Consider the following 23,181-nt stretch of genomic DNA (forward strand, 5'->3'; position numbering starts at 1 on the left):
GTGCAATCCCGTGGGTTGCTATTTATCGGCGATGGCACAAAACGGGTGTTTACCATCGGATGTCATCAGCACACCATACATTTCAGGACGCCGGTCTCGAAACAGCCCCCACCAACTGCGCTGTGTTTCAATGGCATCAAGATCGAACGTATGAACCAGCACACAATCGGAAACCTTGTCGGCTTGAGCAACCAGTTGACCGGTCTGGTCGGCAATAAAAGAACTGCCATAGAACGACATATTCAAGCTGCTCGTGTATTTACCCTGTTCAGTTCCCACGCGATTGGAGGCAATGACCGGGACCATATTGGCCGCCGCGGCACCGCATTGAACGTGGGTCCAGTGAGCTTGACTGTCATAGTCTTGTACGCCCTCCCCCGGTTCACTGCCAATGGCCGTTGGGTGAAAAATAAGTTCAGCCCCCAGCAGCGCCAGAGAACGTTGCGTTTCTGGAAACCACTGATCCCAGCAAATGCCCACGCCAATTCTACCGAACCGGGTGTTCCACACTTTGAACCCTGTATCTCCGGGGGTGAAATACTGTTTTTCCTGATACCCGATGTCATTCGGTATATGGGTCTTACGATAGAACCCAAGCACACTGCCGTCTGCATCGATAACGACCAGCGTGTTGAAGTAGGCCGTATTGGCTTTTTCAAAAAATGACAGGGGCAACACTACGCCGAGGGATTTGGCCAGCGCCTGAAAATGTTTGATCAACGGGCTGTCATCAATAGGCTGCGCGAGTGTTAAATGGCGCATGTCCTGTTCAATACAGAAATAAGGGGCCATGAACAACTCTTGCAGCAGGATTATATTGGCACCTTTGGCATGAGCTTCCCGAACCAGTTTTTCTGCGCGAGCTATATTGCCTTCTATATCCCAAGTGCAGTGCATCTGTGTTGCCCCGACAGTCACCATCCGTGCCATATCAAACTCCTTCAGATCAATTAACGATAAAAAACAATGCCCCGCTCTATCCGAAATCCACTCTAGACCATATCCGGCCGTTTAAAGGATGGGCGAATACTGGCTTGCCCTCAGCTACGTACCGCCACCCCGAGGTCATTATTTGACTGCATGGTCTAATTCGTTCTCATTCGATAACTGATTGTATTAAAAAGGAATTACAGATTTAGCGTGATCTCGAATCAAGGCCCAACAGCGTGTCAAGCTAAACGGAAGTATTTTCTTATGCCTTTTTAGCTCAATACTTATACTGTCAATTTCGAAATATTATCAATTGGCCGACAGGGTTTTTATGCCTTACGGCTACCGGCACGACACCCGCCACAACTGGTCCAGTTGCGTTGTATACCGCTGGCTCATCATGTCTCTGCGCATTCCCCAGTCGGGTTGGCCGGGCACACTGCCAACGCGCAACGTGCCACGCCCCCAACGCCCGTTGATTTCATCCAGCACCGCCATGACCCGGGTCGCTTTTTCGGGTTGATTAACGGCAAAAAGATCATCTGAAAACTCACCCGGTTGCCGCAGGTCCAGCAGTAGCACCTCGGCTTTGCTGTATTTGTATCCGGGCTGGAACACGTGTTCCAGTGCATCCACAGCGGCTTTGGTCAGTAGCCGCACATCGTCTGTCGGGTAAGGCAAAGTCACCACCACCCCTTTCGCATATTTGGCTTCATCCGGGTTGAACATGCCTGTACGGATGCTGACTCTGATTTTCTTGCAGTAGGACTGCTGCGCTCGCAGCTTTTCCGAGGCGCGCATCATATAGGTGGCCACGGCCTCTTTGATTGGCTCCAGTTCAGTCAGCCTTCTGCCAAACATACGGCTGCAGCAGATTTCCTGCTTGGGAGGGTCGGGCTCATCCAGTTCCAGGCACGGCGTGCCTGCGAGTTCACGAGCCGTTTTCTCGATCACCACACTGAATTTTTTGCGCAGTGTCCACGGGTCAGCACGGGCCAGGTCCATCGCAGTCAAAATACCCAGCCCGGCAAGGTGAGCCGTCATCCGGCGGCCCACGCCCCAGACTTCAGATACCTGCGTGTTACGCAGCACCCAGTTGCGCTCATGCTCACCGCACAGGTTCACAACACCTCCCGTGTGCGCCAGCAAGCGCTTGGCGGTGTGATTCGCCAGTTTGGCCAGGGTTTTGGTCGGTGCGATACCGACACCCACCGGAATGGCGGTGCACTTGAGAATTTTTGCGCGCAACGCCCTGCCCAGAGCGCTGGCATCCGGCATGCCGGTCAGGTCCGCAAACGACTCATCAATGCTGTACACCTCAACGGCCGGCACCATGGACTCAATCACGCTCATCACCCGCTCACTCATGTCACCGTACAGCGCGTAATTTGATGAAAACGCAACTATTCCCAGCGCTTCGAGACGGTGTTTGACCTGGTAATAAGGCTCGCCCATTTTCACGTAGGGCTTGGCGTCATAACTGCGTGCGATCACGCAACCATCATTGTTGCTCAGCACCACAATCGGGACGTTGCTCAAGTCAGGCCTGAACACGCGTTCGCAGCTGGCGTAAAAACAGTTGCAGTCGATCAGAGCAAACACGGGCTCGGGTTTAATGACCATGGCTGCGCACGCTATGAGTAATCACGCCCCAAATAGACAAATCGTCACCCTCCATGACGTACCGATCGGGGTAACGAGGGTTTTCAGACTGCAGGATGATGTCTTTCCCACGGATGCACAGGCGCTTGCAGATGGGATCGTTGTTGAGCAGCGCCACCACCACATGGCCGTTGACGGCTTCAATCGAACGATCAATCACCGCCAGGTCACCCGAGAAAATACCAATGCCTTGCATGCTGTCGCCATCGATTGACGCAAGGAACACATGCGGCGCGCGCACGTTGAGCACCTGGTCCAGCGAGATGACCTTGTCCATATGATCTGCCGCCGGTGACGGAAAACCGGCCGGGACCTTGAACGACCATAGCGCCAGCCCAACCCCGCCCTCAGCCAGCGGGCCCAATAGTGTGAAGCTCATGACGTGGACTTCTCGTTAACTGTATGAATATACAGTTAACTGTGTAGGAAGATTCTGGTCAATAACTCCTTCAGGTATTTCGACGAGAGGGTCGTCGCCACCCGGTAGCGGCCTGCCAATTGCCCGCTAACCGGGCAATCACCCGCGATGATGACAATCAACCCATCGCCTGCGTTTAATTAACGCCTATCATGCCCTCCTCAAATGAGCCTTATCGCAACAGCCCACTCTTTGCTGGCAGGGCTTTACCGATTGATCGGCACTCATCAACAGCACAAGGAAACAGACGCATGGCATTTCTGACGGCACACGCACTGAAAGAAATGGGCTTCAAGAAGCTCGGTAACAACGTGAAAATCAGCGATAAAGCCGCGATTTATAACTGCGACCGAATTTCAATAGGCGACAACACCCGCATTGACGATTTCTGCGTGATTTCGGGAACCGTCACATTGGGCCGAAATGTGCACATTGCTATTTTCAACAATGTGGCTGGAGGGGAATTGGGCGTCACCCTTGATGATTTTTCCGGGCTCGCCTACGGTTGCCATGTGTTTACACAGTCCGACGACTATTCGGGTAAAACCCTGACAAACCCGACCGTTCCAGCCGCCTATAAAAACGAGGCTAAAGCAGCTGTCTATATAGGCCGGCATGTAATTGTAGGGACTTCGTCACTGGTGCTGCCCGGTGTGAACCTGGCGGAAGGCTGTTCAGTGGGGGCCATGTCAATGGTGACCAAATCGACCGACCCTTGGGGTATCTATTTCGGCATACCGGCCAAGCGCATCAAGAACCGTAAACAGGACCTTCTTGAGCTTGAACACGCCTACTTGGCCGCAGAGCAATAACCCTTACGGCGGGCGGAACATGCAAGCGCTTACGCCCGCCCGCCGGGCATTTCCCGCCAATGCGGTCGTTTGAACGCCTGTTCAGCACCCGACAGGGAGGTGGCAACGTGGTTAAGCATACCTTCGGCTGACAGTTTAGGGGCCTGGCTGCATATCAGCATGACGGCTAACCCGACCATCAGCGCGGGCTGGGGAATTTTGCCGATGGGGCGGTTCTCCAGTTTGAACAGGAACACGCACGCCGCCGCCGACCCCACCAACGCCCCCGCAATGGCTTCGGGCAAAGGGTGAATGGTCTGGCCTACATACTTGACACTGAACCACCACGTGGCCAGCAGCCCGACCGCCAGGGCCGGCCAGCGCCAACGGGCGTCAAACTGTCGCAATAACAGGTTCAGCATGACGGTAAACACCAGGCAGGCATTCATCGCATGGCCGCTGATCACAGCAATATCCATGCTTTCCAGGCCAAACCCCCAACCTTTGAAAATCACTTTGCTGGTCGCCACGACGACGTAAGCCGCAGCGACTACGCACAGCCACCAAAAAGCGGCTTTTCTCGATGCCCCTGACCACAACCAGGCCGCCACGACCAAGGCCGTCGGAAACATGACGGAGATACTCGCGTATTGCGTGACATACATCTTTACGTCCATGTGTTCCTCTTGAAGAATGTAGGCAATCTGTCGCAGGGCACGCAGCTTACCCTATGAAACTCGTATGAAAAATCCGATTGAATACATTGGACGGGGCTTGGCGGAGGATGTTCCCTGCAAGGGTCGGGTGAAAGGTCCTTGTCACAAGCCTTCACACTCTTTCACGACTATTAAGGAGATACCGGTGACCCACGACAACCGTCACTTCAAAATCGACAATCTCGAATTCAATGTCCACGATATCGCGCGCAGCAAAGCCTTCTACGGTGCGGTGTTCAAGTGGGCATTCACAGACTATGGCCCTACCTACACCGAGTTCAGCGACGGCCGCTTGACGGGCGGGTTTACCACTGGCGAAGCGGTTCGCCCCGGTGGGCCGTTGATTATTGTGTACGCCGACGACCTGGGGCTGGCGCAACAGGCCATCATTGCGGCAGGCGGCAAGGTGACCCGGCCCGAGTTTGCCTTCCCGGGTGGGCGGCGCTTTCACTTCACCGACCTGGACGGCTATGAGCTGGCTGTCTGGACAGCAGCATAAGAAGCGACGGCACAAAAGCATGTAGCAGAAAGCCCACGACCGTTTAAGCCGCAAAAGGTCGCGAGCCTGCCTACCCGCGTTTCAGTGTGTGTCGACCAGCGCCTTGATCAAGGCCGGGTCATGGTTATAGATGTCTGGTGCGTAGGTGACTTTGCCATCCGTGCTGGCTTGGGCAGTCCAATAGCTCATCAGGATGGGCATGGGGCTGCTCAGCGGGAACTCGCGGGTTACGCCGGTGCTGAGCAAGGCTTCGGACCGGGCTTTTTCCGCCGGGCTGAGCAGCCAGTCACGCAACTGGAACACCGATTCAACCCGCACACACCCCGAACTGAACGCCCGTGGGCCTTTGCTGAACAGCGCCTGGCTCGGCGTGTCATGCAGGTAAACCGAAAACGGGTTGGGGAAGCGAATCACAATCTTGCCCAAAGGGTTTCTCGGCCCTGCTCCCTGGCGCAACAGAATATTACCGGGGCGATCCCAGTCGATAGTCTGTGCCGCCAGAGGGTTGCCGTTGCTGTCGAGCACTTGCAGGTCATGGCGGCTCAGAAACGATTGGTCACGGCGTATTTGCGGCAGTTTGTCTTCTTTGAAAATGGTCGGCGGAATGGTCCAGGTCGGGTTGAGGGTCAGGCGCGTCACCCGCGACTTGAGCAACGGCGTTTGACGGTCGGCGCGCCCCACTTGGGTGCGGGTCTGCCACACCGGTACGCCATCCTGATAAACGATCAGTAAGGCGGCGGGCACATTGACCAGCAGGCTGGTGGGCTCGAAATCCTGGGCCAGCCAGCGGAAGCGCTCAAGGTTGATGCGCAATTGATCACGGCGCATTTGCGGGCTGACGTTGATTTGCGCCAGGGTGCCCGCACCGATCACTCCGTCGGCTTGCAGCGAGTGGTCCAACTGAAAGCTTTTGACCGCCGATACCAGCTCCGGGCCGTAGGTATTACCGGAGGTTTTGGGCAATTGGCTCAGGTAGCCTTCACTGAGCAATCGCTGGGCCAGCACCGGTACGCGCCCATCCTGCATGCCGGGCTTGAGCACCGGCCCGCTGCTCATCGGCTGCCATTGAGGCAGCGGTTTGACGCGTTCCTGGGCATATACACGGCGCAAGTTTTGGTAAAGCGCAAGCGACGGGCGTGCCTGTTCGAAGGCTACGGCGACGTTCTGCACCCCCGGCCCGGCCATGGCCAATAGCGTGGCCTGACGATCAGGCTTCACCTCGTTGGCATGCCAGACCGGTTCGTAGCGTGACTGCGCCAAGCGACCGTAGTGCAGGTCCTCAAGGGCTTTGAGGTAGTGGTGAGAGGTTTCGATGTCGGCACACAGGTCGCGGGCGTCGGGCAACCGGTAGCTCTGCGGGTTCAGGCCATCATCGGCCAAGGTGGCCAAAGCGCTCTGCAAGTCGCTCACTCGCCCCGGCTCGGCCCACACCGGCTGATAGTGTTGCCCGGCATAGAAGGCCTGCAGCAGCCCCTGCCTGGCAGGGCTCAGGGCGGGGGCCAGCGTTGGGCACGCCTGCGGCAGTTGATTGAGCGCTACTTGCATAAGGGTGGCCGGGTCCACCGGCACCTCGTCGGCCAGCGCGACCAGTGGCGATGCGAGCAAGGCAAGGCTCAAGTAATATGCGTGTTTTTTGATCAACTGCTTAACTCCAATCCATGGTCATACGGTTGAGGTCAACCGAGTTACCCGTCGCTCGCTTAAGGCTAGCCGCTCAGTTCAGGCGTGCCATTAATTCGACGGTATGTCAGGTATTCATTCAACAGTGGAAATTCTTTATCTATGCTGATCTTTCTGCGACGGTTTTTTCTGGCCGCCGCGACCCTGGGTGCAGTCTCAAGCCCCGTGTTCGCCGCCACTGCTGCACAACCGGTGTTATTCAAGCGCCTTACCCATGCCGCTCCCCAACTCAACCCTCTGGTGCTGCAAAACGCCCTTGCCGCCATGCAATGTGCCGTGAACAACGGCGCGGCCCAGGCCCGTCACCTCGCGGTGATCGATTACTCACAACCCTCCACGGCACGGCGCCTGTGGATTTTCGACCTGAACAAAAAAACCCTGGTGTTGCGCGACCTGGTGGCCCATGGGCAAAACTCCGGCGAAAATTTCGCCACCCAGTTTTCCAACAGTGAAGGCAGTTTCCAGTCCAGCCTGGGCCTGTTCCGCACTCAGGAAAGTTATCAGGGCAGCAACGGTTATTCGTTGCGCATGGACGGCCTGGAGCCGGGCATCAATGACCGCGCCCGTGACCGCGCCATCGTGGTTCACGGGGCCAGCTATGTAAATCCGTTGTGGAGCCAGACCCAAGGCCGCATTGGCCGCAGCCAGGGCTGCCCGGCCGTGCGGCCGCAAGTGGCGCGCCAAGTGGTAGACAAGCTTAAGGACGGTCAGTTCATGTTTGCCTGGTACCCCGACCAGCGCTGGCTCAAATCTTCGGCTTACCTCAACTGCCAACCCCGTCTGGTGGCGAGCATCGTGACGCCCAAGGGGCGCTGAGACGCGCCCGCCAAGGCCGAGCCCCCGTGCCGGGGGGCAGCTCAATCGCCCAGTGCGCTGCCTTCGCGCCGAGGATCCGCACCGGCCGCCCAACCGTTGGGGTCGCGCACAATCAGTTGGGTGCCGCTGGTCATGTCGATCACCGACACCTCGTGGCCACGCGCTTTCAATTGCTGGATCAGCAAGGGGCTGACGCGCCCGGCCTCTACCTCGGTTCCCACATTGCGGCTGCCAAAATTCAGCAGCCCGATGCTGTCCTGAGGGTTGAGCTTCCAGTCCAGCAGCCCGATCAGCGCCTTGTTGACGTAAGGAATAATGTGCGAGCCGCCCGGCGAGCCCAGGGTGGCTAGCAGCGCACCGCTCTCACGATCAAACACCAGGGTCGGGGCCATTGAAGAGCGTGGCCGCTTGCCGGGCTCGATCCGGTTGGCGACAGGCTTGCCCTGCTCTTCGGGCACAAAGGAAAAGTCGGTGAGTTGGTTGTTCAGAATAAAACCGTTGACCATCACATGTGAACCGAAAGCGGCCTCCACGGAGGTGGTCATCGACAGCGCACCGCCCTGGTCATCGACGGCGGCGATCTGAGACGTTGAAATGCGCAGCCCGGACCGGTCCGGGGCCAACGCCACGGCCGTGCCCGGCGGCGTGCCGGCCTGGGCACGGCCCATGCTGCGCTCACTGATCAATGCAGCCCGGCGCTGAAGATACGTGGCATCCAGCAGGCCTTTGACATTGACCGGCACGTAATCGCTGTCCGCCAGGTACATCGCACGGTCGGCATACGCCAGCCGCTCGGCTTCAGCAATCAGGTGCACGGCCTGGGCAGAAGGCTCCAGGTTATCGCCCATGGCGCTCTTCACGGGTCCCAGGCTGGCCAGGTCATGGGCGGGCGACACCTGTTGCAGAGCGTGCAGAATGCCTAGTGTCTGCAGCACCGCAACCCCGCCAGAAGACGGCGGTGGCATGCCGCAGACCGTCCACTGCTTATAGTCGCCACACACCGGCTGACGCTCCTTGGCCCGGTAGCCGTTGAGATCGCTCAGCGACAGTGAGCCGGGCTTGGCATGGCCATTGACCTGCTCAACCATCGCCTGCGCCACCGGCCCTTGGTAGAACGCATCAGCGCCCTGGTGAGCAATGGCCTCCAGGGTGTTCGCCAGGGCCGGGTTTTTCAGCCGCGTGCCCTCCGGCAACGGTTGCCCATCAGGGGTTAACAGGTACGGGGCCAGGGTTGCAGACAGAGCGATAGAGGGGTCGGCAGCGATCTGGGTGTGCAAACGCCGGGACACCGGAAAACCCTCTTTGGCTAATTCAATGGCCGGCTGGAACAGGTCGCGCCAAGGCAGCTTGCCATGCTGCTGATGGGCCATTTCCAGCGCCCTCAACACCCCCGGTACGCCCACCGAGCGCCCCCCTGTTTGAGCGTCGGCAAATGCAATCGGCTGGCCTTTAGCATCGAGGAACATGCGCGGGTCAACCCCCGCCGGGGCGGTTTCACGACCGTCAAAGGCCTGCGCCCGCTCACCGTCCCAGTACACAATGAACGCCCCGCCGCCAATGCCGCTGGACTGAGGTTCAACCAGCGTCAACACGGCTTGCATGGCGATGGCGGCATCAATGGCAGACCCGCCTTTTTGCAGCATGGCCTGGCCCGCTGCGGTGGACAGCGGGTTGGCCGCAGCCGCCATATGGCGCTTGGCATGCACCGGTGCCATGCCTGAGCGGTACCCGGAAGCAATTTCGGGGGCCGGGGGTAATACGCCCGAGTTATCCGAGGATCGGGGTTCGCTACTGCACCCCGCAAGCCACAAGGCCAACGCTGACAGGCCGATCACGTACGGGAGGTTCTTTTGAAAAGACAGGATGGTGGTCAAATAATGTCCCTTGTGTCGGGTCGCACGCATGACAATAAACACGTCAGGCGTCACGTGCAGCACACGCCTGAGAGCACCGGACCGCTTCCGGGTATGCAGTAAAAGCCGTTTTTGCCCGCAGAGGCAACCGCCTGCGCCGGCACAAAGCGACAGAAATTTGATTAAGAGAAGTGAGAAGTGTACCAGTCGAGACAACGTTAATGAGAAGCGCTATCATTGCGATCCTTGTCAGTGCCCGTCCTGGAAGTGCAACCCATGGTCCCCTCTTCGACTACACACGGCGCGGTAGATGAACTCTACCGCCAGCATCATGGCTGGGTGGTGCAGTTACTGCGCCGCAAGCTGGGCAATCAGGAGCAGGCGCTGGACCTGGCCCAAGACACCTTTGTGCGCATGCTGCGCAGCGAAATACCTGCGCCGTTGCGTGAGCCGCGTGCGTACCTGACCACCCTGGCCAGTCGCTTGTGCGGCCAGCATTTCCGGCGCCAGGCGCTGGAGCGGGCGTACCTGGAATCACTGGCGCTGCTGGAGCCCCGGCACATGCCTTCACCGGAGGCACGCCTGCTGGTGCTCGAAGCGCTGGACGCCGTGGGGCAAGTGCTAGACGGCCTGGGGAGCAAGGTTCGCGAGGTGTTTCTACTCTCGCAACTGGACGGGCTGACGTACCCGCAAATCGCCGACCGCATGGGGCTGACGGTCAATGTGGTGCAAAAAGCCATGCTCAGAGCGTATCGCCATTGTTACAGCGCTGTGTATCTGCCATGAGCCGGTTCCAGGCCACTTCGGCGCAGCCGCTGGACCAGGACGTGATCGACCAGGCCATGCTGTGGATGGTGACGTTGCAGTCCGGCATCAGCACTGAAGCCGAACGGTTGGCGTGTCAGCAGTGGCGCACGCAGTCGCTGGCCCATGAAATGGCTTGGCAACGGCTGACCGGGCTTAACCGCGATATTCGCGAAAGCACGCATTCACTGGCACCTGCCGGGGTGCGCGGCCTGCTGCACGCCCGTACGGGTAGCTCACGGCGCACGGTGCTCAAGGGGTTCGCTGGCCTGGGCATCGCCTTGGCCACGGGCCTTGCCGTGCGCGAGCGGGTGCTGCTGCCCACGCTGTTCAGTGATTACCGCACGGCAACGGGCGAGCGCCAGCAATTGCAAGTGGCAAGCGGCGTGGGCCTGACGCTGGACACCCATACCGCCCTCGATGCTCGAACCACCGCCCACGGCGTCAACTTGAGCCTGAGCCTGGGCCGCGTGCTGTTGACCAGCAGTACCACCGTGCCCGTCACCGTTGCCACGGCTAACGGCGTGATCCGCCCGACACCCCATGCCCGGTTGATCATCAGCCATGACCTGCCCGGTCTGCCCGCCACACAGGTACAGATGCTAGCCGGAAACGCGTCGGTTGAATTGACCCAGGGTGATCACTTTCAGGTGAACACCGGCCAACAAGTGACGTTCGACCGCCGCGTGGCCGCCGCGCCGAGCCCGGTAACGGCCACGGACCAGGCCTGGGTTTCGGGCCAGTTGATCGCCGACCGCATGCCGTTGGCGCAAGTGATTGCCCAACTCAACCGTTATCGCCCCGGCCTGTTGCGCTGCGACCCCACCGTGGCCGCCTTGCAAGTTTCGGGAGCGTTCTCCCTCGACCATCCCGACGCCAGCCTTGACCTGCTCACCCGGGTGTTGCCAGTCCGCGTGCAACGGGTGTTCGGCTACTGGGCCACGGTCGTGGCCGCCTAGGCCAAAAAAGTTTTCACCCGCCTGGCAGTTTTTTCCGTCTCGAGCATCAGGTTCAAGGAAGACGCTGAATAACAGCGCACCGCCGAGCCTTTTCACTCATGGACCGCTTCTATGCATAACCGACTTACCCCCCTTGCCAGCGCTTTGCGTCACGTCGTGCTGGGTCTCACCCTGGCCACGGCCAGCCACGGTGCATTCGCCGCCGCTGACGATCATGTCTACCAGATTGCCCCCGGTAGCCTGGACCGCGTGTTGGGCACTTTTGGTCAACAATCCGGCGTGATGATCGCGGTGGATTCAGCGCTGACCACAGGTATCCAGAGCAAGGGCCTGAACGGCCACTTCGCCGTGACCGAAGGGCTTGAGCACCTGCTCGCCCCATTGGGGCTACAAGCGGTCAGCGACGGTGATGGTTACCGGGTCATGGCCAGGCCGTCGTCCCCGGGCGGCCCGCTGGAGCTGCAATCCACCCAGGTCAATGCCAACCAGTTGGGGACCATCACCGAAGGCAGCGGCTCTTATACGCCGGGCACTATCGCCACTGCCACGCGCATGGTGCTGTCGCCCCGTGAAACGCCGCAGTCAATCACCGTGATCACCCGTCAGCACATGGATGACTTTGGCCTTAACTCCATCGACGATGTCATGCGGCACACGCCGGGCATCACGGTGTCCACCTTCGACAGCGAGCGCAATAACTACTACGCCCGCGGTTTCTCGGTCGAAAACTTCCAGTACGATGGCATTCCAACGCTGCGCAATTCAGCCTATTCCTCGGGGCAAACCCTCAGTGATATGGCCATCTATGACCGGGTGGAAATCCTCAAGGGGGCGACCGGCCTGTTGACCGGTGCCGGGGCCCCCGGCGCGACCCTCAACCTGATCCGTAAAAAGCCGACCCGCGACTTCAAGGCCAGCCTTGAACTGGGCGCCGGAAGCTGGGACAACTACCGCTCGCAAGTCGACGTCAGCGGCCCACTCACCGACAGCGGCAACGTGCGCGGCCGCGGGGTGGTGGCGTATCAGGACAAACGCTCGTTTATGGAGCGTTATGAACGCAAGACCGCTGTTTACTTCGGCTCCCTGGAAGCCGACCTGACCGAGGACACGCTGCTCACCGTAGGCTTTGACTATCAAAACAACGACCCACACGCTTCCGGCTGGTCGGGCAGCCGCCCGCTGTTCGACCGCAAAGGCGACCGCATCGACGTCAAGCGCAGCTACAACAACGGGGCAAACTGGAGCCGCTGGGAGCAGACCACCCAAAGCGTGTTTTCAACCCTGGAGCACAGTTTCGCCAACGGCTGGGTCGGCAAGGCGCAGTTAACCCATCAGATCAACAGTTATAACGCGCCCTTGGGCTCTGTGATGGACGGGCCTTTCACGGCCACCGGGCTGTCCACGCTGTATGCCAACAAATTCACCGGCAAGACCCGCACCGACGCCGCCGACGCTTACCTCAGCGGCCCGTTCAGCCTGGCGGGCAGTGAACATGAACTGGTGATCGGTGCATCGGCCTCCAATGCCCACTGGACCGGCAAAGACTACGGCAACCCGACATTTCCGGGCAGCAAAGTCATCGATTTCTGGAACTTTGACGGCCACATCGCCGAACCGGACTGGGGCGCGCCCACGCAATACAACGACACCACCACGCGGCAAACCTCAAGCTATATCACCGCACGCTTCAACCTGACCGATGACTTGAACCTGCTGCTGGGCACCCGCATCGCCAATTACAAACTGACCGGCGACTACCAGTCTACCGAGACCGGGCGCGTGGTGCCTTACGTGGGCGTGACCTACGACCTGAACGACCACTTCACGGCGTATGCCAGCTACACCGATATTTTTATGCCACAAACCTACAACCGGGACCGCAACAACAAGGTGCTGGAACCGGACGAAGGCAAAAACTACGAAGTGGGCCTCAAGGGCGAGTTCTACGGGGGCAAGCTCAACACCAGCCTGGCCTATTTCGAAGTGCATGAAGACAACCGTGCCGAGCCCGACGCCGAATACAACGCCGACCCGACCAACCCGTCGATCCTTTACGCTTCGATTGGTACCAAAGCCAAGGCCAAGGGCTTCGAAGCCGAAATGTCCGGTGAACTGGCTCCTGGCTGGCAAGCCCAGGCGGGCTACACCCACAAAATCATCCGCGACAGCGAAGACAAGAAAATCTCCACCTGGGAGCCCGAAGACCAGTTGAGCCTGTACACCACCTACGCGCTCAAGGGCCCACTGGACCGCCTGACCGTGGGCGGCGGCGCGCGCTGGCAAAGTCGCAGTTGGCAGAACCTCTACAACCGGGTCAAAGCCCAGAACCAAGAGTTCTCACAAGACGCCTACTGGCTGGTTGACGTGATGGCACGCTACCAGATCACCGACAACCTGTCCGCGACCCTGAACGCCAACAACCTGTTCGACAAGAAGTACTACACCAACATCGGCTTCTACAACACCGCCTATTACGGCGACCCGCGCAACGTCATGCTCAGCACCCGCTGGGATTTCTAAACGGCCTACACGTGTTGCTCTTTTAAAAAGATCGCGAGCACGCTCGCTCCTACAACCTCAATAACGCGTATCAAAACCGGGCTTGGGCCTGCTGCTTTGTGACGGTGCCTTCGGCTACCCCTTGTCATCTGCTGTAGGAGCGAGCTTGCTCGCGATCTTTGGCTTTTAAAGATCAAAGGATCGCGAGCAAGCTCGTTCCTACAGAATGTCTACACGCTTTTGTAAACCACGCTGGCCGATCGCGGCCGGCCCACGGCGTAAAGCCGGAACCTTAAGTGGCCGTGACCGCAGCAATGGATATGCACTCAAATCAAGAGTCACCCTCAGGTCCCTTGATTTTTTTAACGCTCACGGCTGCGTCTTACAATGCGACACATTCAGTCAGATCAGCGGCCAGGGGCGTGACTTTGCGGCGGGCCGCTCCTAGTATCGCCCGCGCTTGTCCCTACCAAAAAAAAATGAATGGAAACTCAGATGATGCCCTTCTCTCGCACCCTGCTCGCCCTCTCTTTGGGCATGGCTCTGCTGCACAACCCGGCCTTCGCCGCCCCGCCTCTGTCCATGACCAGCGGCGTGGCCCAGGTCACCACGCAAGACAGCAACGCTTGGGTCGAAATCAACAAGGCCGCCTTCGAAAATAATGTGCGCGCCCTGCAAACCACGCTGGATGGCAAATCCAAGCTCTGCGCCGTGTTCAAGGCCGATGCCTACGGCCACGGGATCGGCTTGCTGATGCCCTCTGTGATCGCCATGGGCGTGCCCTGCATCGGTGTTGCCAGCAACGAAGAAGCCCGCGTGGTCCGTGAAAGCGGCTTCAAGGGCCAGTTGATCCGCGTGCGCACCGCCGCCCTGAGCGAGCTGGAAGCCGCACTGCCGTACAACATGGAAGAACTGGTGGGCAACCTCGATTTCGCCAAACAGGCCGCCAGCATTGCCGAAAAACACGGCCGACCATTGGTGGTGCACCTGGGCCTGAATTCCAGCGGCATGAGCCGCAACGGGATAGAAATGGCCACCGAACAGGGCCGCCGTGATGCAGTAGCGATCACTCAAGTACCTAACTTGCAGGTGCGGGCGATCATGACCCACTTCGCCGTTGAAGACGCTGACGATGTACGCGCCGGTCTCAAGGCCTTCAACGAACAGGCGCAATGGCTGATGAAAGAAGCCAAACTGGACCGCAGTAAAATCACCCTGCACGCGGCCAACTCGTTCGCCACCCTGGAGGTGCCCGAGTCGCATCTGGACATGGTCCGCCCTGGCGGCGCGCTGTTCGGTGACACCGTGCCATCGCACACCCAATACAAACGCGTGATGCAGTTCAAGTCCCATGTGGCGTCGGTCAACGACTACCCCAAGGGCAACACGGTCGGGTATGACCGCACCTTCACCCTGGACCGCGACTCCAAACTGGCCAACATCACCGTGGGCTACTCTGACGGTTACCGCCGCGCCTTCACCAACAAAGGCATCGTGCTGATCAACGGCCACCGCGTGCCGGTGGTGGGTAAAGTGTCGATGAACACCCTGATGGTGGACGTCACCGATGCGCCGGACGTGAAAAGCGGCGATGAAGTGGTGCTGTTCGGCCAACAGGGCAACGCCCAGATCAGCCAGGCCGAAGTGGAAGACATCAACGGCGCACTGCTGGCCGACCTGTACACCGTCTGGGGTAACTCCAACCCGAAAATCCTGATCGAAAAATAACCCCCGCTCGTATCAGCCTTTTACCCGCCTGCACGCCCGTGCAGGCTGTTGCTCCGGCCCCTTGTTGCGGGGGCCGGGCACCTTGCGCGAACCGGCGGCCTGGGTGGCCCCGGCCTTATGGGAATTGCGCCCCCGCCACAGCCACGTGGATCATGTAGAGCGAGGTGTTGGCGGCGATAAACAGCCGATTGCGCCGTGGGCCGCCGAACGTCAGGTTGGCCACTTTTTCGGGCAGTTTGATTTTGCCCAGCAGCACGCCTTGATCATCGAAACACTGGATACCGTCACCGGCACTGGTCCAGATATTGCCCTGCACATCCACCCGAAAACCGTCGGGAATGCCCGGGTCAATGTGCGCCAGTACCCGCGACGCACCCAGCCGACATTGATCGATCACCTCAATGGCACGAATATGGTGCGCGGCGTCAGGGTCGTGGGAGCGCGCGGAATCGGCCACATACAAGGTGTTGCCGTCGGGCGAGAACGCCAGGCCGTTGGGTTGTTCAAAATCGTCCGCCACACAGGTGAGGACCAGCGTGTGCGGGTCGATGCGAAACACGTTACGCCCGCTCTGTTCCGGTTCGGCCTGGTAACCTTCGTAATCGCTGAGAATCCCGTAGGTCGGGTCGGTGAACCAAATGCCGCCATCACGGTGCACCACCACGTCATTGGGTGAGTTCAAGCGTTTGCCTTCGAACCGGTCGGCCAAGGTGGTGATCGTGCCGTCTGGCTCGGTGCGCGTCACACTGCGGCTGCCGTGCTCGCAGGTGATCAAGCGGCCTTGCAAGTCGCGGGTGTTGCCGTTGGCGAAGTTGGAGGGTTGGCGAAATACCGACACGCCCTGCCCTTCGGTCCAGCGCAAAATGCGCTGGTTGGGGATGTCACTCCACAACAGGTAGCCGCCGTCGTTGAACCACACCGGGCCTTCAGCCCAGCGGCACTGGCCGTACAGGTGCTCCAGTTGGGTGTTGGGCAGGGTCAGGCTGTAGAAACGCTTATCGTGAAATTCGTAAATATCGTCGCTCATGGTCAAACCCTGGTTCAAAGGCTGCGCAGGCTTTTGCGCCCGCTAACGGCGGCTATCACCGCAATAATGATCACACCGGTCAGAATCAGCCGTACACCGGCGCTCGCGCCAAAGGTGTTAAGCATGCTCACCAGCAAATAAAGAAACAGTGCCGCACCCCACAGGCCTGGTACGTTGGAAAAGCCGCCGGCCACTGAGGTGCCGCCAATCACCACCACGGCAATTGAAGCCAACAGGTATTCATCGCCCATGCTCAGCGACGCGCCACCGGAAAAACCGGCCAGTAACACGCCGCACACGCTGGCAAACACCGCACTCAGCACATAAGTGGCCCAGCGCACACGCTCAACCCGCACGCCCGCCAATTCGGCCGCGCGCATGTTCTGGCCGATGGCCAGGGTCCAGCGCCCGTACAGGCTGCGGCTCAGCACATAGCCGGCAAGCACGGTGAGCGCCACGACAGCCAACGCCAGGTAGGGAATGCCCAGCACGTGGCCGGTGGAGAACTGATAGAACAGCTCCGGCGGCGCAATGCGCACACTGCGGCCATAAGCAATGGCCAACGACTGCAACAGGAAGCTGGCCGATAAGGTGGCAATGATCGGCGGAATGCGCAGTACACGGATCAACGCGTAGTTGGCGCACCCGATCACCACGCCCACCGCCAGTACCCCGGCCACCCCCAGCGCGATGAGGCTGTCCTGGCCGTCCATCAATTTCATGCCCACCGCCCCGCTCAGGGCAATGTTGGCCGGAATCGACAGGTCGATATTGCCGGGGCCGGTGGTGATGACAAACATCTGCCCCACCCCGACGATCACAAAGAACGCCGAAAAAGCCAACGCGCTGGTGGTCAGGGCACCCGCGCCCTCGCCGCCGGTAAACGCCAGCGTGGCCAGCCATACCAGTAACGCGGCCAGAAACGACCAGAGCCAGGGCTTGCTGCGCACCCGGTTAACATGCAAGGACAGGTTCATGCGGGGCGTACCTCCAGGCGGTTAACGGCGGTGCGCAAGGCCAGCACCAGAATCAAAATGGCCCCCTGGGCACCGATCTGCCAATCGGGCGAGATTCGGATAAACGACAACAGCGAACCCGCCAACACCAGGGTCAACGCCCCCAGTACCGCACCGATGGGCGATACCCGGCCGCCGGTGAACTCGCCGCCGCCCAGAATCACCCCGGCAATCGACAGCAAGGTGTAACGCAACGCCATATTGGCGTCAGCCGACGTGGTCAGCCCCACCAGAAACAGCCCCGACAGCACACCAAAACTTCCGGCCAGTGCGTACATCGTGACTTTGATCTTGAGCAACGACCAACCGGCCTTGGCAATCGCCAGCGGGTTACCCCCGGCACCGCGCAGTACCACGCCCAGGGTGGAGCGCATCAAAAACAGGTGCACCACAACGGCCAGCACCACGCAGGCCACCACCGCAAAGGGCAACAGCGGGGTCTTGATTTTGACCAGCGCCTGCAACCATTGCGGCGCACTGCCGCCCGGCGCGGGCAGCAACAGCACGGCACCGCCCATCCAGATAAACGACATGCCCAGCGTCACCACAATCGACGGCAACTGGCGCAAGTGAATCAGCGCGCCGAGCAAGGCATACACGCCCACGCAGCCCAGCAGCGCCAGGCAGCCCAGCACCGGGTGATCGTTGAGCAGGGTCGCGGCCACACAGGCCACGAAGCTGATAAAGCTGCCCAGCGACAGGTCCAGGTCATTGACCGTGATGATCAGCATCTGCGCAATGGTTGCCAGCGCAATCGGCACCGCGAGGTTGAGCATCAGGTTCATGCCCATGTAGCTCATGGCCCGTGGTTGCATGATAAAAATGGTGGCCAGCAGCACCACCAGTGAAAGGGCTGGCAAGGCATTGCGTAACAACCGCGCACGGTTGACGGCTGCCGCGCCGGTGTGGGTGGCGGTGAGCATGGGTTGAGGTTTTAGGGTCATGGGTTGAGGCGCGTTCATGCCACCTCCTCCTGAAAGGAACTGCGCAGAATTTGCGCTTCACTGAGGTCGTTGCGCGGCAGGTCGGCCACCGCCTGACCGCCGCGAAACACGTAGATGTGGTCGCAGTGGTCCAGTTCTTCAAGTTCGGTGGTGTACCAGATAAACGTGCGCCCCCGGGCCGCCTCTTCTTTGATGATGGCGTACACCTCGCGCTTGGTACCCACGTCGACACCGCGCATCGGGTCGTCCATTAGAATCAGCTCACTGTCACTGCCCAAGGCACGGGCAAACAGGGCTTTCTGTTGGTTGCCACCGGAGAGCGAGAGGATCGGGTTGTTCATGTCGGGTGTGCGAATGCCCATGCGCTGTTGCCACTTGGCCGCCATGGCCTGCTCGGCTTGCGGGTCGATCAAGGCACCTTGCTTGAGGGCCGCCAGGGAACTGATGGTGATGTTTTCGGCGATGGACCACAGGCTAAACACCCCATCGGTCTGCCGGTCGCCCGCCACCAGCGCCACCCTCTGACCTTTGGCCACCCGCTCGCGCAGCAACTGCACCAGCCATTGGCTTTGCCCCTGGCCCGCCAGCCCGGCCAAGCCGACAATTTCGCCGGGCCAGGCTGCGACTACCCGGTCGTTTTGCTGGCGCGCCGGGCGCTGTGAAACCCGCGGCGTGCCCGTGGCCCGCCGCGACACAAACACTTCATGCTCACTGTGGGGTTTGGCCATGGTGCCCATGGCTTCCACCAACGATGCGTGGTTAAAGGCACTGGCGGCGCGCACGTCCACCACACAGCCGTCGCTCATCACCGCGATGCGGTCACAGGTGGCGAGCATCTCGCCCAGAATATGACTGATCAGCACCACACAACCGCCACTGGCCACGTAGCGACGCACGTGTTGCAGCAGTTGTTCGGCCACCCGCGCGTCCAGCGAAGACGTCGGTTCATCGAGAATCACCAGCGCCAGGTGTTCATCAACACAGGTAAAAGCGCGGGCAATTTCGACCATCTGCCGCTGCCCGATCGGCAAGTCGGCCACCACTTCACCGGGGCTGATGCCATGCCCCGGGAAGATGCTGTCCAGGCTCGCCACAATCAACGCACCGGCCTTGCGCCGCCAGCCAAAACCGCGCAGGCCGGGGCACATCAGCCGGGTGTTTTCAGCCACGCTCAGGTTGGGGCACAGCGACAACTCCTGAAACACGCAGCGGATACCGTGCTGGCGTGCCACCTGCACCGAGTAGCCACTGCGCACGTCCTGCCCGGCCATAAACAGCTGGCCGTCATCGGCCCGCAAGGTCCCTGCCAGAATGTGCATCAGCGTCGATTTACCCGCGCCGTTATGCCCGATCAAGCCCAGGCACTCCCCGGCCTGGCATGTCAGGTTGACGTCATTTAATGCGCGCACGGCGCCAAAACGCTTGCCGACCCCTTTCAGGTCAACCAGCGCTGGTTGAGTCACAGTCATGACACTCTCCTTGGCTGGCCGTGCTTACTTCGCTTTGGCTTCGGTCAGTTTGGCCACGTCATCGACGCTGTACACCTGGCTGACGATGCTGCCTTTCTCAAGGCCCTGAAGCGAGCTTTCCAGCGTGTCCTGGGTCACGCTCAGCGCGGGCGACAACAGGTCGTGAGGCATTTGCTTGCCGTCCAGCAACTGCTGGGCGACCCAAAAGGCCAAGCTGGCAATGCTCGGAGCGCTGGAGATCGAGAACGCCTGATAACCGTTGGCGTCTTTCTGTTTTTTCCAGAAGGCGAGTTCTTCTTCGCGGTTACCAAACACGATCACCGGCAACGGCCGCCCGGCGGTCTGGAACGCTTGCGCTACGCCAAAGCCATCATCGCCCTGAGTGACCACCGCATCGATTTTCGGCAGCCCCGGCAAGATCCCGGCCACGGCTTTTTGCGCCACCGTTTGCGACCAGTTGCCGTTGACCGAGCCAACGATTTTCAGGTTCGGGTACTTCTTCGTCCCTTCCACCACACCGGCATGAATCAGCTCATCCACCGACACCCCGGCCAGGCCGCGCACTTGCAGCACATTGGCCCCCTCAGGGAAGCGCTTGGCCAGGTAATCCATACCGTCCAGGCCGCTTTGCTTGAAGTCCATCGAGATGCGGTACGCGCACGGTTCAGTCACCACGCCGTCGAACGACACCACAATAATGCCGGCATCACAGGCCTGCTTAACGGCACCGTTCAGCGCCGTGGGCGACGCCGCGTTGATCACAATCGCGTCATAGCCCTGAAGGATCAGGTTCTGAATTTGTGCGGCCTGCTCGGTGGCCTGGTTTTCGCCCGTGGTGAACGAGTCGGCACCTTTAATGGTGCCCGCCTTGACGGCGTGGTCCGTGGTCTGCTGCCAGCTGCTCAGCATGCTTTGGCGCCAGGAGTTACCGGCGTAGTTATTGGACAGGGCAATGGTTTTATCAGCCGTGTCGGCCTGGGCGTGCATAAAGGGGGTAAGCAGCAATGCAGAAGACAGCAAAGCGCAACGCAGCGTGAGACGTTCCATGGCAAAACCCTTTTTATTATTGTGGGCATCGGCCGCCGAATGATTCGGTCGTACCTGTAACTGAACTACGCCATCAGTCTGCTTGGGCCGGGGGGCTGCTGTCTGGGGCGTTAGTGCACACTTGATACCCTTTACTCGCAAATAACCTGCGGGATCCCGCAAAAGAAACGCGCATCCGTGCAGCATTCAGCATGCGGCGGCGGCCCCACTTTGGGTCATACTGGCCCCTCGGCACCGCCAGCGGGCGGGCCTCTGGATGGATCGCAGGCCATGACACAACGAATCCCCCTCGCCGCTGAACACGTGCTGCACCACTTTTTGGGCATTTCCCGAGCCTTGGCCGGGCGTCTGGATTTTCAATCCATGATTGAAGCGGTGTCCGAAGAAATCCGCTTTATCCTGCCCCACGATCACCTCGATGTGAGCCTGCTGCTGGACGACCACAGTCACTTGTCTGCCTACGAAACCGGTGTGCACACGTCGTGGAGCGACTTTGCGATCCACCCGCTGGAAATCGCCCGCAGCCCGATCCGCACGCTGCTGTTGGGGCAAGCGCCGTACATCCTCAGTGACGACGCCATGAACGATGAGCGCTTTCAGTTCCCCGGCGCTCTGAACCACCCGATTTTCGACGCAAACTTGCGCAGCCGCCTGCACGTGCCCTTGCGCGCCCGGGGTGAAGTCATCGGTGCGCTGAGTTGCTCTACCCACGCGGCGCACTTCTACACCCTGGACGACGTGCGCCACACCCAGCACGTGGCCGACCTGCTGGCCTCCTACCTGTACGCCCTGAACCAGACCGAACAGGCCAAGCAATTGGCAATTGCCGAGGCGCAAATCCGTGCCCGCGAAGAAGGCCTGCGCCTGGGGGTGTTGCGCCTGACCGAAGAGCTGGAAAACGAGCGTCAGCGCATCGGCATGGACCTGCACGACCAGACGCTGGCCGACATGACCCGCCTGCACCGGCGCATTGCGCGCCTGCAATTGCTCGACAGCATCGCGCCCGCCGAACTGGCCCCGGTGGGGCTGGCCTTGCAGGAAAGCATGCAGGAGTTGCGCTTGATCATCGACGCTGTCAAACCGACCATTTTGCAGTTGTTCGGGTTTGTCGAGGGGCTGGAAGACCTGCTGCTACGCAGCGTGCGCAACAGCGGCCTGAGCATTGTCACCCAACTGCGCGACTACACCGACGGGCTGGCCAACGACTTGGCCGAACCGCAAAAAATTGCCCTGTTCCGGATCATTCAAGAAGCCGTGAACAACGCCATCAAACACGCCGCGCCGCACGCAATCATTGTCGAAATTACCGCCACCATCAGCCATTTACGGTTGACCATTCTCGATGATGGTCCGGGGCTGGACACCGCTGGCCGCCCGGACACCGGCGGCCTGAAAAACATGCACGTGCGTGCGCAACTGCTCGGTGCCCAGGTGCAAATCGACAAAGGCCCGGACGGCAAAGGCACCTGCGTGCAAATCAGCCTGCCGCTGCCCGCGCACCCGTATACCGCACAAGGAACATTCGATGCATATTCTGCTGATTGAAGACGACCCGGTGCACCGCGCCTTTTTCAAGGAGGTGATCGAAGGTGCCCTCCCGGAATGCGAGCGCCTGTACGAAGCCGAAGACGGGCTGGCCGGCGAGCGACTGGCCCAGGAATTTGCCATCACCTCGGTGGTCATGGACTTGCAGATGCCCCGCCGTACTGGGGTTGAAGCGGCACGGGCGATTTGGCGCGAGCGCCCGCACACCTCAATCATGTTTTGGTCCAACTACGCCGACGAAGCCTACGTACGCGGGATATCACGCATCGTTCCAGAGGGCGCAGCCTACGGGTACATCCTCAAGACCGCCTCGGAAGACCGCCTGCGGCTGGCCTTGCGCAGCCTGTTTATCGAGCAGCAATGCGTGATCGACCGGGAAGTGCGCGGGGTGCAGCAAAAAAGCCAGAACCAGTTACTGGGGCTGACTGACACCGAGTATGAGGTGCTGCAAGACATTGCGCTGGGGCTGACGGATCGCATCATCGCGCAACGTCGCAACCTGTCATTGCGCAGCGTGCAAAACCGCTTGCAGCAGCTCTACGAAAAACTGGGGGTACGCCAGCCCACGGATGACGGCGACAGCGCCCCGGCGTTTAACCTGCGGGCCCGCGCGGTGAACGTAGCGCTGCTGCGCAAGTTGCTCAACCGCACCGCCCTGGAACAGGCTGAAATCGAATTACAGGAATGGCTCAAGGACCCGCGCTTCAACTACCCACGCCAATAACCCCCAAGCGGGCTATCGCCTCAACTGGCGGATGTCGCGCGGGCAGCGGGTAAT

At 60.0% G+C, this 23,181-nt stretch carries 20 protein-coding genes; 9 read left to right on the forward strand and 11 right to left on the reverse strand.

Annotated features, from left to right (window positions below; translation table 11 throughout):
• Window positions 1-18: 18 nt before the first annotated feature.
• From aguB to Q1W15_RS03055, 3 genes are all read right to left on the reverse strand, one after another.
• Window positions 19-930, reverse strand: coding sequence for an N-carbamoylputrescine amidase (aguB, locus tag Q1W15_RS03045; RefSeq protein ID WP_300720109.1), 912 nt, complete (start codon window positions 928-930; stop codon window positions 19-21).
• Window positions 931-1,272: 342 nt separating this feature from the next.
• On the reverse strand, window positions 1,273-2,553 hold the full coding sequence (umuC, locus tag Q1W15_RS03050) for a translesion error-prone DNA polymerase V subunit UmuC (protein WP_300720110.1): 1,281 nt from the start codon (window positions 2,551-2,553) through the stop codon (window positions 1,273-1,275).
• On the reverse strand, window positions 2,543-2,971 hold the full coding sequence (locus Q1W15_RS03055; RefSeq protein WP_300720111.1) for a LexA family transcriptional regulator: 429 nt from the start codon (window positions 2,969-2,971) through the stop codon (window positions 2,543-2,545). The genes umuC and Q1W15_RS03055 overlap by 11 nt, the downstream gene beginning before the upstream one ends.
• A gap of 290 nt (window positions 2,972-3,261) precedes the next feature.
• Between Q1W15_RS03055 and Q1W15_RS03060 the strand changes: the two genes are divergently transcribed.
• A complete protein-coding gene (locus Q1W15_RS03060; protein WP_300720112.1) occupies window positions 3,262-3,822 on the forward strand; it encodes an acyltransferase in 561 nt (186 codons plus the stop codon).
• Window positions 3,823-3,851: 29 nt separating this feature from the next.
• On the opposite strand, the gene Q1W15_RS03065 is transcribed toward Q1W15_RS03060, so the two are convergent.
• Window positions 3,852-4,478 carry a hypothetical protein gene (locus tag Q1W15_RS03065; RefSeq protein ID WP_300720113.1) on the reverse strand — a complete coding sequence of 209 codons (627 nt, stop codon included), beginning with the start codon at window positions 4,476-4,478 and terminating at the stop codon, window positions 3,852-3,854.
• A gap of 184 nt (window positions 4,479-4,662) precedes the next feature.
• Here Q1W15_RS03065 and Q1W15_RS03070 point away from each other — a divergent pair, with 184 nt between their 5' ends.
• Window positions 4,663-5,016, forward strand: coding sequence for a VOC family protein (locus tag Q1W15_RS03070; RefSeq protein WP_300720114.1), 354 nt, complete (start codon window positions 4,663-4,665; stop codon window positions 5,014-5,016).
• A gap of 81 nt (window positions 5,017-5,097) precedes the next feature.
• Here the strand turns inward: Q1W15_RS03070 and Q1W15_RS03075 are convergent, their stop codons facing one another.
• On the reverse strand, window positions 5,098-6,657 hold the full coding sequence (locus Q1W15_RS03075; protein WP_300720115.1) for a L,D-transpeptidase family protein: 1,560 nt from the start codon (window positions 6,655-6,657) through the stop codon (window positions 5,098-5,100).
• 141 nt (window positions 6,658-6,798) lie between these two features.
• Between Q1W15_RS03075 and Q1W15_RS03080 the strand changes: the two genes are divergently transcribed.
• Window positions 6,799-7,512 carry a murein L,D-transpeptidase catalytic domain family protein gene (locus tag Q1W15_RS03080; RefSeq protein ID WP_300720116.1) on the forward strand — a complete coding sequence of 238 codons (714 nt, stop codon included), beginning with the start codon at window positions 6,799-6,801 and terminating at the stop codon, window positions 7,510-7,512.
• A 41-nt stretch (window positions 7,513-7,553) separates the two neighbouring features.
• Here the strand turns inward: Q1W15_RS03080 and ggt are convergent, their stop codons facing one another.
• Window positions 7,554-9,329, reverse strand: coding sequence for a gamma-glutamyltransferase (ggt, locus tag Q1W15_RS03085; protein WP_300720239.1), 1,776 nt, complete (start codon window positions 9,327-9,329; stop codon window positions 7,554-7,556).
• A 312-nt stretch (window positions 9,330-9,641) separates the two neighbouring features.
• Here ggt and Q1W15_RS03090 point away from each other — a divergent pair, with 312 nt between their 5' ends.
• The 4 genes from Q1W15_RS03090 (at window position 9,642) to alr (ending at window position 15,355) form a co-directional block, all read left to right on the forward strand.
• Window positions 9,642-10,151 (forward strand): sigma-70 family RNA polymerase sigma factor, encoded by a 510-nt coding sequence (locus tag Q1W15_RS03090; protein WP_300720117.1) that lies wholly within the window; start codon window positions 9,642-9,644, stop codon window positions 10,149-10,151.
• Complete coding sequence (locus tag Q1W15_RS03095) at window positions 10,148-11,128, forward strand: DUF4880 domain-containing protein (protein WP_300720118.1); 981 nt, start codon at window positions 10,148-10,150, stop codon at window positions 11,126-11,128. Before Q1W15_RS03090 ends, Q1W15_RS03095 begins: the two co-directional genes overlap by 4 nt.
• A 111-nt stretch (window positions 11,129-11,239) precedes the next feature.
• A complete protein-coding gene (locus Q1W15_RS03100) occupies window positions 11,240-13,648 on the forward strand; it encodes a TonB-dependent siderophore receptor (protein WP_300720119.1) in 2,409 nt (802 codons plus the stop codon).
• Between the two features lie 477 nt (window positions 13,649-14,125).
• Window positions 14,126-15,355 (forward strand): alanine racemase, encoded by a 1,230-nt coding sequence (alr, locus tag Q1W15_RS03105; RefSeq protein WP_300720240.1) that lies wholly within the window; start codon window positions 14,126-14,128, stop codon window positions 15,353-15,355.
• A gap of 115 nt (window positions 15,356-15,470) precedes the next feature.
• Here alr and Q1W15_RS03110 read toward each other — a convergent pair whose 3' ends face one another.
• Genes Q1W15_RS03110 through Q1W15_RS03130 form a run of 5 tightly spaced genes read right to left on the reverse strand, consistent with a single transcriptional unit; the run spans window position 15,471 to window position 20,858 of the window.
• Window positions 15,471-16,382: an SMP-30/gluconolactonase/LRE family protein gene (locus Q1W15_RS03110; RefSeq protein WP_300720120.1), complete on the reverse strand. Its 912-nt coding sequence runs from the start codon at window positions 16,380-16,382 to the stop codon at window positions 15,471-15,473.
• Window positions 16,383-16,396: 14 nt separating this feature from the next.
• The gene (locus Q1W15_RS03115; RefSeq protein WP_300720121.1) at window positions 16,397-17,359 is read right to left on the reverse strand and encodes an ABC transporter permease; all 963 of its coding nucleotides are present in this window, start codon (window positions 17,357-17,359) and stop codon (window positions 16,397-16,399) included.
• Window positions 17,356-18,360 (reverse strand): ABC transporter permease, encoded by a 1,005-nt coding sequence (locus tag Q1W15_RS03120; RefSeq protein ID WP_300720122.1) that lies wholly within the window; start codon window positions 18,358-18,360, stop codon window positions 17,356-17,358. Before Q1W15_RS03120 ends, Q1W15_RS03115 begins: the two co-directional genes overlap by 4 nt.
• Window positions 18,357-19,811, reverse strand: coding sequence for a sugar ABC transporter ATP-binding protein (locus tag Q1W15_RS03125; RefSeq protein ID WP_300720123.1), 1,455 nt, complete (start codon window positions 19,809-19,811; stop codon window positions 18,357-18,359). Before Q1W15_RS03125 ends, Q1W15_RS03120 begins: the two co-directional genes overlap by 4 nt.
• A gap of 24 nt (window positions 19,812-19,835) precedes the next feature.
• Window positions 19,836-20,858, reverse strand: coding sequence for an ABC transporter substrate-binding protein (locus Q1W15_RS03130; RefSeq protein ID WP_300720124.1), 1,023 nt, complete (start codon window positions 20,856-20,858; stop codon window positions 19,836-19,838).
• Between the two features lie 270 nt (window positions 20,859-21,128).
• Between Q1W15_RS03130 and Q1W15_RS03135 the strand changes: the two genes are divergently transcribed.
• Window positions 21,129-22,403 (forward strand): GAF domain-containing sensor histidine kinase, encoded by a 1,275-nt coding sequence (locus Q1W15_RS03135; RefSeq protein WP_300720125.1) that lies wholly within the window; start codon window positions 21,129-21,131, stop codon window positions 22,401-22,403.
• Window positions 22,384-23,127: a response regulator transcription factor gene (locus Q1W15_RS03140; RefSeq protein WP_300720126.1), complete on the forward strand. Its 744-nt coding sequence runs from the start codon at window positions 22,384-22,386 to the stop codon at window positions 23,125-23,127. Before Q1W15_RS03135 ends, Q1W15_RS03140 begins: the two co-directional genes overlap by 20 nt.
• Window positions 23,128-23,181: the final 54 nt, after the last annotated feature.

Origin of the sequence: Pseudomonas sp. (genome assembly GCF_030150285.1) — a bacterium.
Classification (GTDB): Bacteria; Pseudomonadota; Gammaproteobacteria; order Pseudomonadales; family Pseudomonadaceae; genus Aquipseudomonas.

What these genes read in the sequence shown, in the direction of transcription:
- Q1W15_RS03135 (WP_300720125.1), top strand. Translation starts at nt 21,129, where the DNA reads ATGACACAACGAATCCCCCTCGCCGCTGAACACGTGCTGCACCACTTT.
- Q1W15_RS03125 (WP_300720123.1), bottom strand. Translation starts at nt 19,811, where the DNA reads ATGACTGTGACTCAACCAGCGCTGGTTGACCTGAAAGGGGTCGGCAAG.
- Q1W15_RS03130 (WP_300720124.1), bottom strand. Translation starts at nt 20,858, where the DNA reads ATGGAACGTCTCACGCTGCGTTGCGCTTTGCTGTCTTCTGCATTGCTG.
- alr (WP_300720240.1), top strand. Translation starts at nt 14,126, where the DNA reads ATGCCCTTCTCTCGCACCCTGCTCGCCCTCTCTTTGGGCATGGCTCTG.
- Q1W15_RS03095 (WP_300720118.1), top strand. Translation starts at nt 10,148, where the DNA reads ATGAGCCGGTTCCAGGCCACTTCGGCGCAGCCGCTGGACCAGGACGTG.
- Q1W15_RS03080 (WP_300720116.1), top strand. Translation starts at nt 6,799, where the DNA reads ATGCTGATCTTTCTGCGACGGTTTTTTCTGGCCGCCGCGACCCTGGGT.
- umuC (WP_300720110.1), bottom strand. Translation starts at nt 2,553, where the DNA reads ATGGTCATTAAACCCGAGCCCGTGTTTGCTCTGATCGACTGCAACTGT.
- Q1W15_RS03120 (WP_300720122.1), bottom strand. Translation starts at nt 18,360, where the DNA reads ATGAACGCGCCTCAACCCATGACCCTAAAACCTCAACCCATGCTCACC.
- Q1W15_RS03060 (WP_300720112.1), top strand. Translation starts at nt 3,262, where the DNA reads ATGGCATTTCTGACGGCACACGCACTGAAAGAAATGGGCTTCAAGAAG.
- Q1W15_RS03110 (WP_300720120.1), bottom strand. Translation starts at nt 16,382, where the DNA reads ATGAGCGACGATATTTACGAATTTCACGATAAGCGTTTCTACAGCCTG.
- Q1W15_RS03090 (WP_300720117.1), top strand. Translation starts at nt 9,642, where the DNA reads ATGGTCCCCTCTTCGACTACACACGGCGCGGTAGATGAACTCTACCGC.
- Q1W15_RS03055 (WP_300720111.1), bottom strand. Translation starts at nt 2,971, where the DNA reads ATGAGCTTCACACTATTGGGCCCGCTGGCTGAGGGCGGGGTTGGGCTG.
- Q1W15_RS03100 (WP_300720119.1), top strand. Translation starts at nt 11,240, where the DNA reads ATGCATAACCGACTTACCCCCCTTGCCAGCGCTTTGCGTCACGTCGTG.
- Q1W15_RS03115 (WP_300720121.1), bottom strand. Translation starts at nt 17,359, where the DNA reads ATGAACCTGTCCTTGCATGTTAACCGGGTGCGCAGCAAGCCCTGGCTC.
- Q1W15_RS03140 (WP_300720126.1), top strand. Translation starts at nt 22,384, where the DNA reads ATGCATATTCTGCTGATTGAAGACGACCCGGTGCACCGCGCCTTTTTC.
- aguB (WP_300720109.1), bottom strand. Translation starts at nt 930, where the DNA reads ATGGCACGGATGGTGACTGTCGGGGCAACACAGATGCACTGCACTTGG.
- Q1W15_RS03065 (WP_300720113.1), bottom strand. Translation starts at nt 4,478, where the DNA reads ATGGACGTAAAGATGTATGTCACGCAATACGCGAGTATCTCCGTCATG.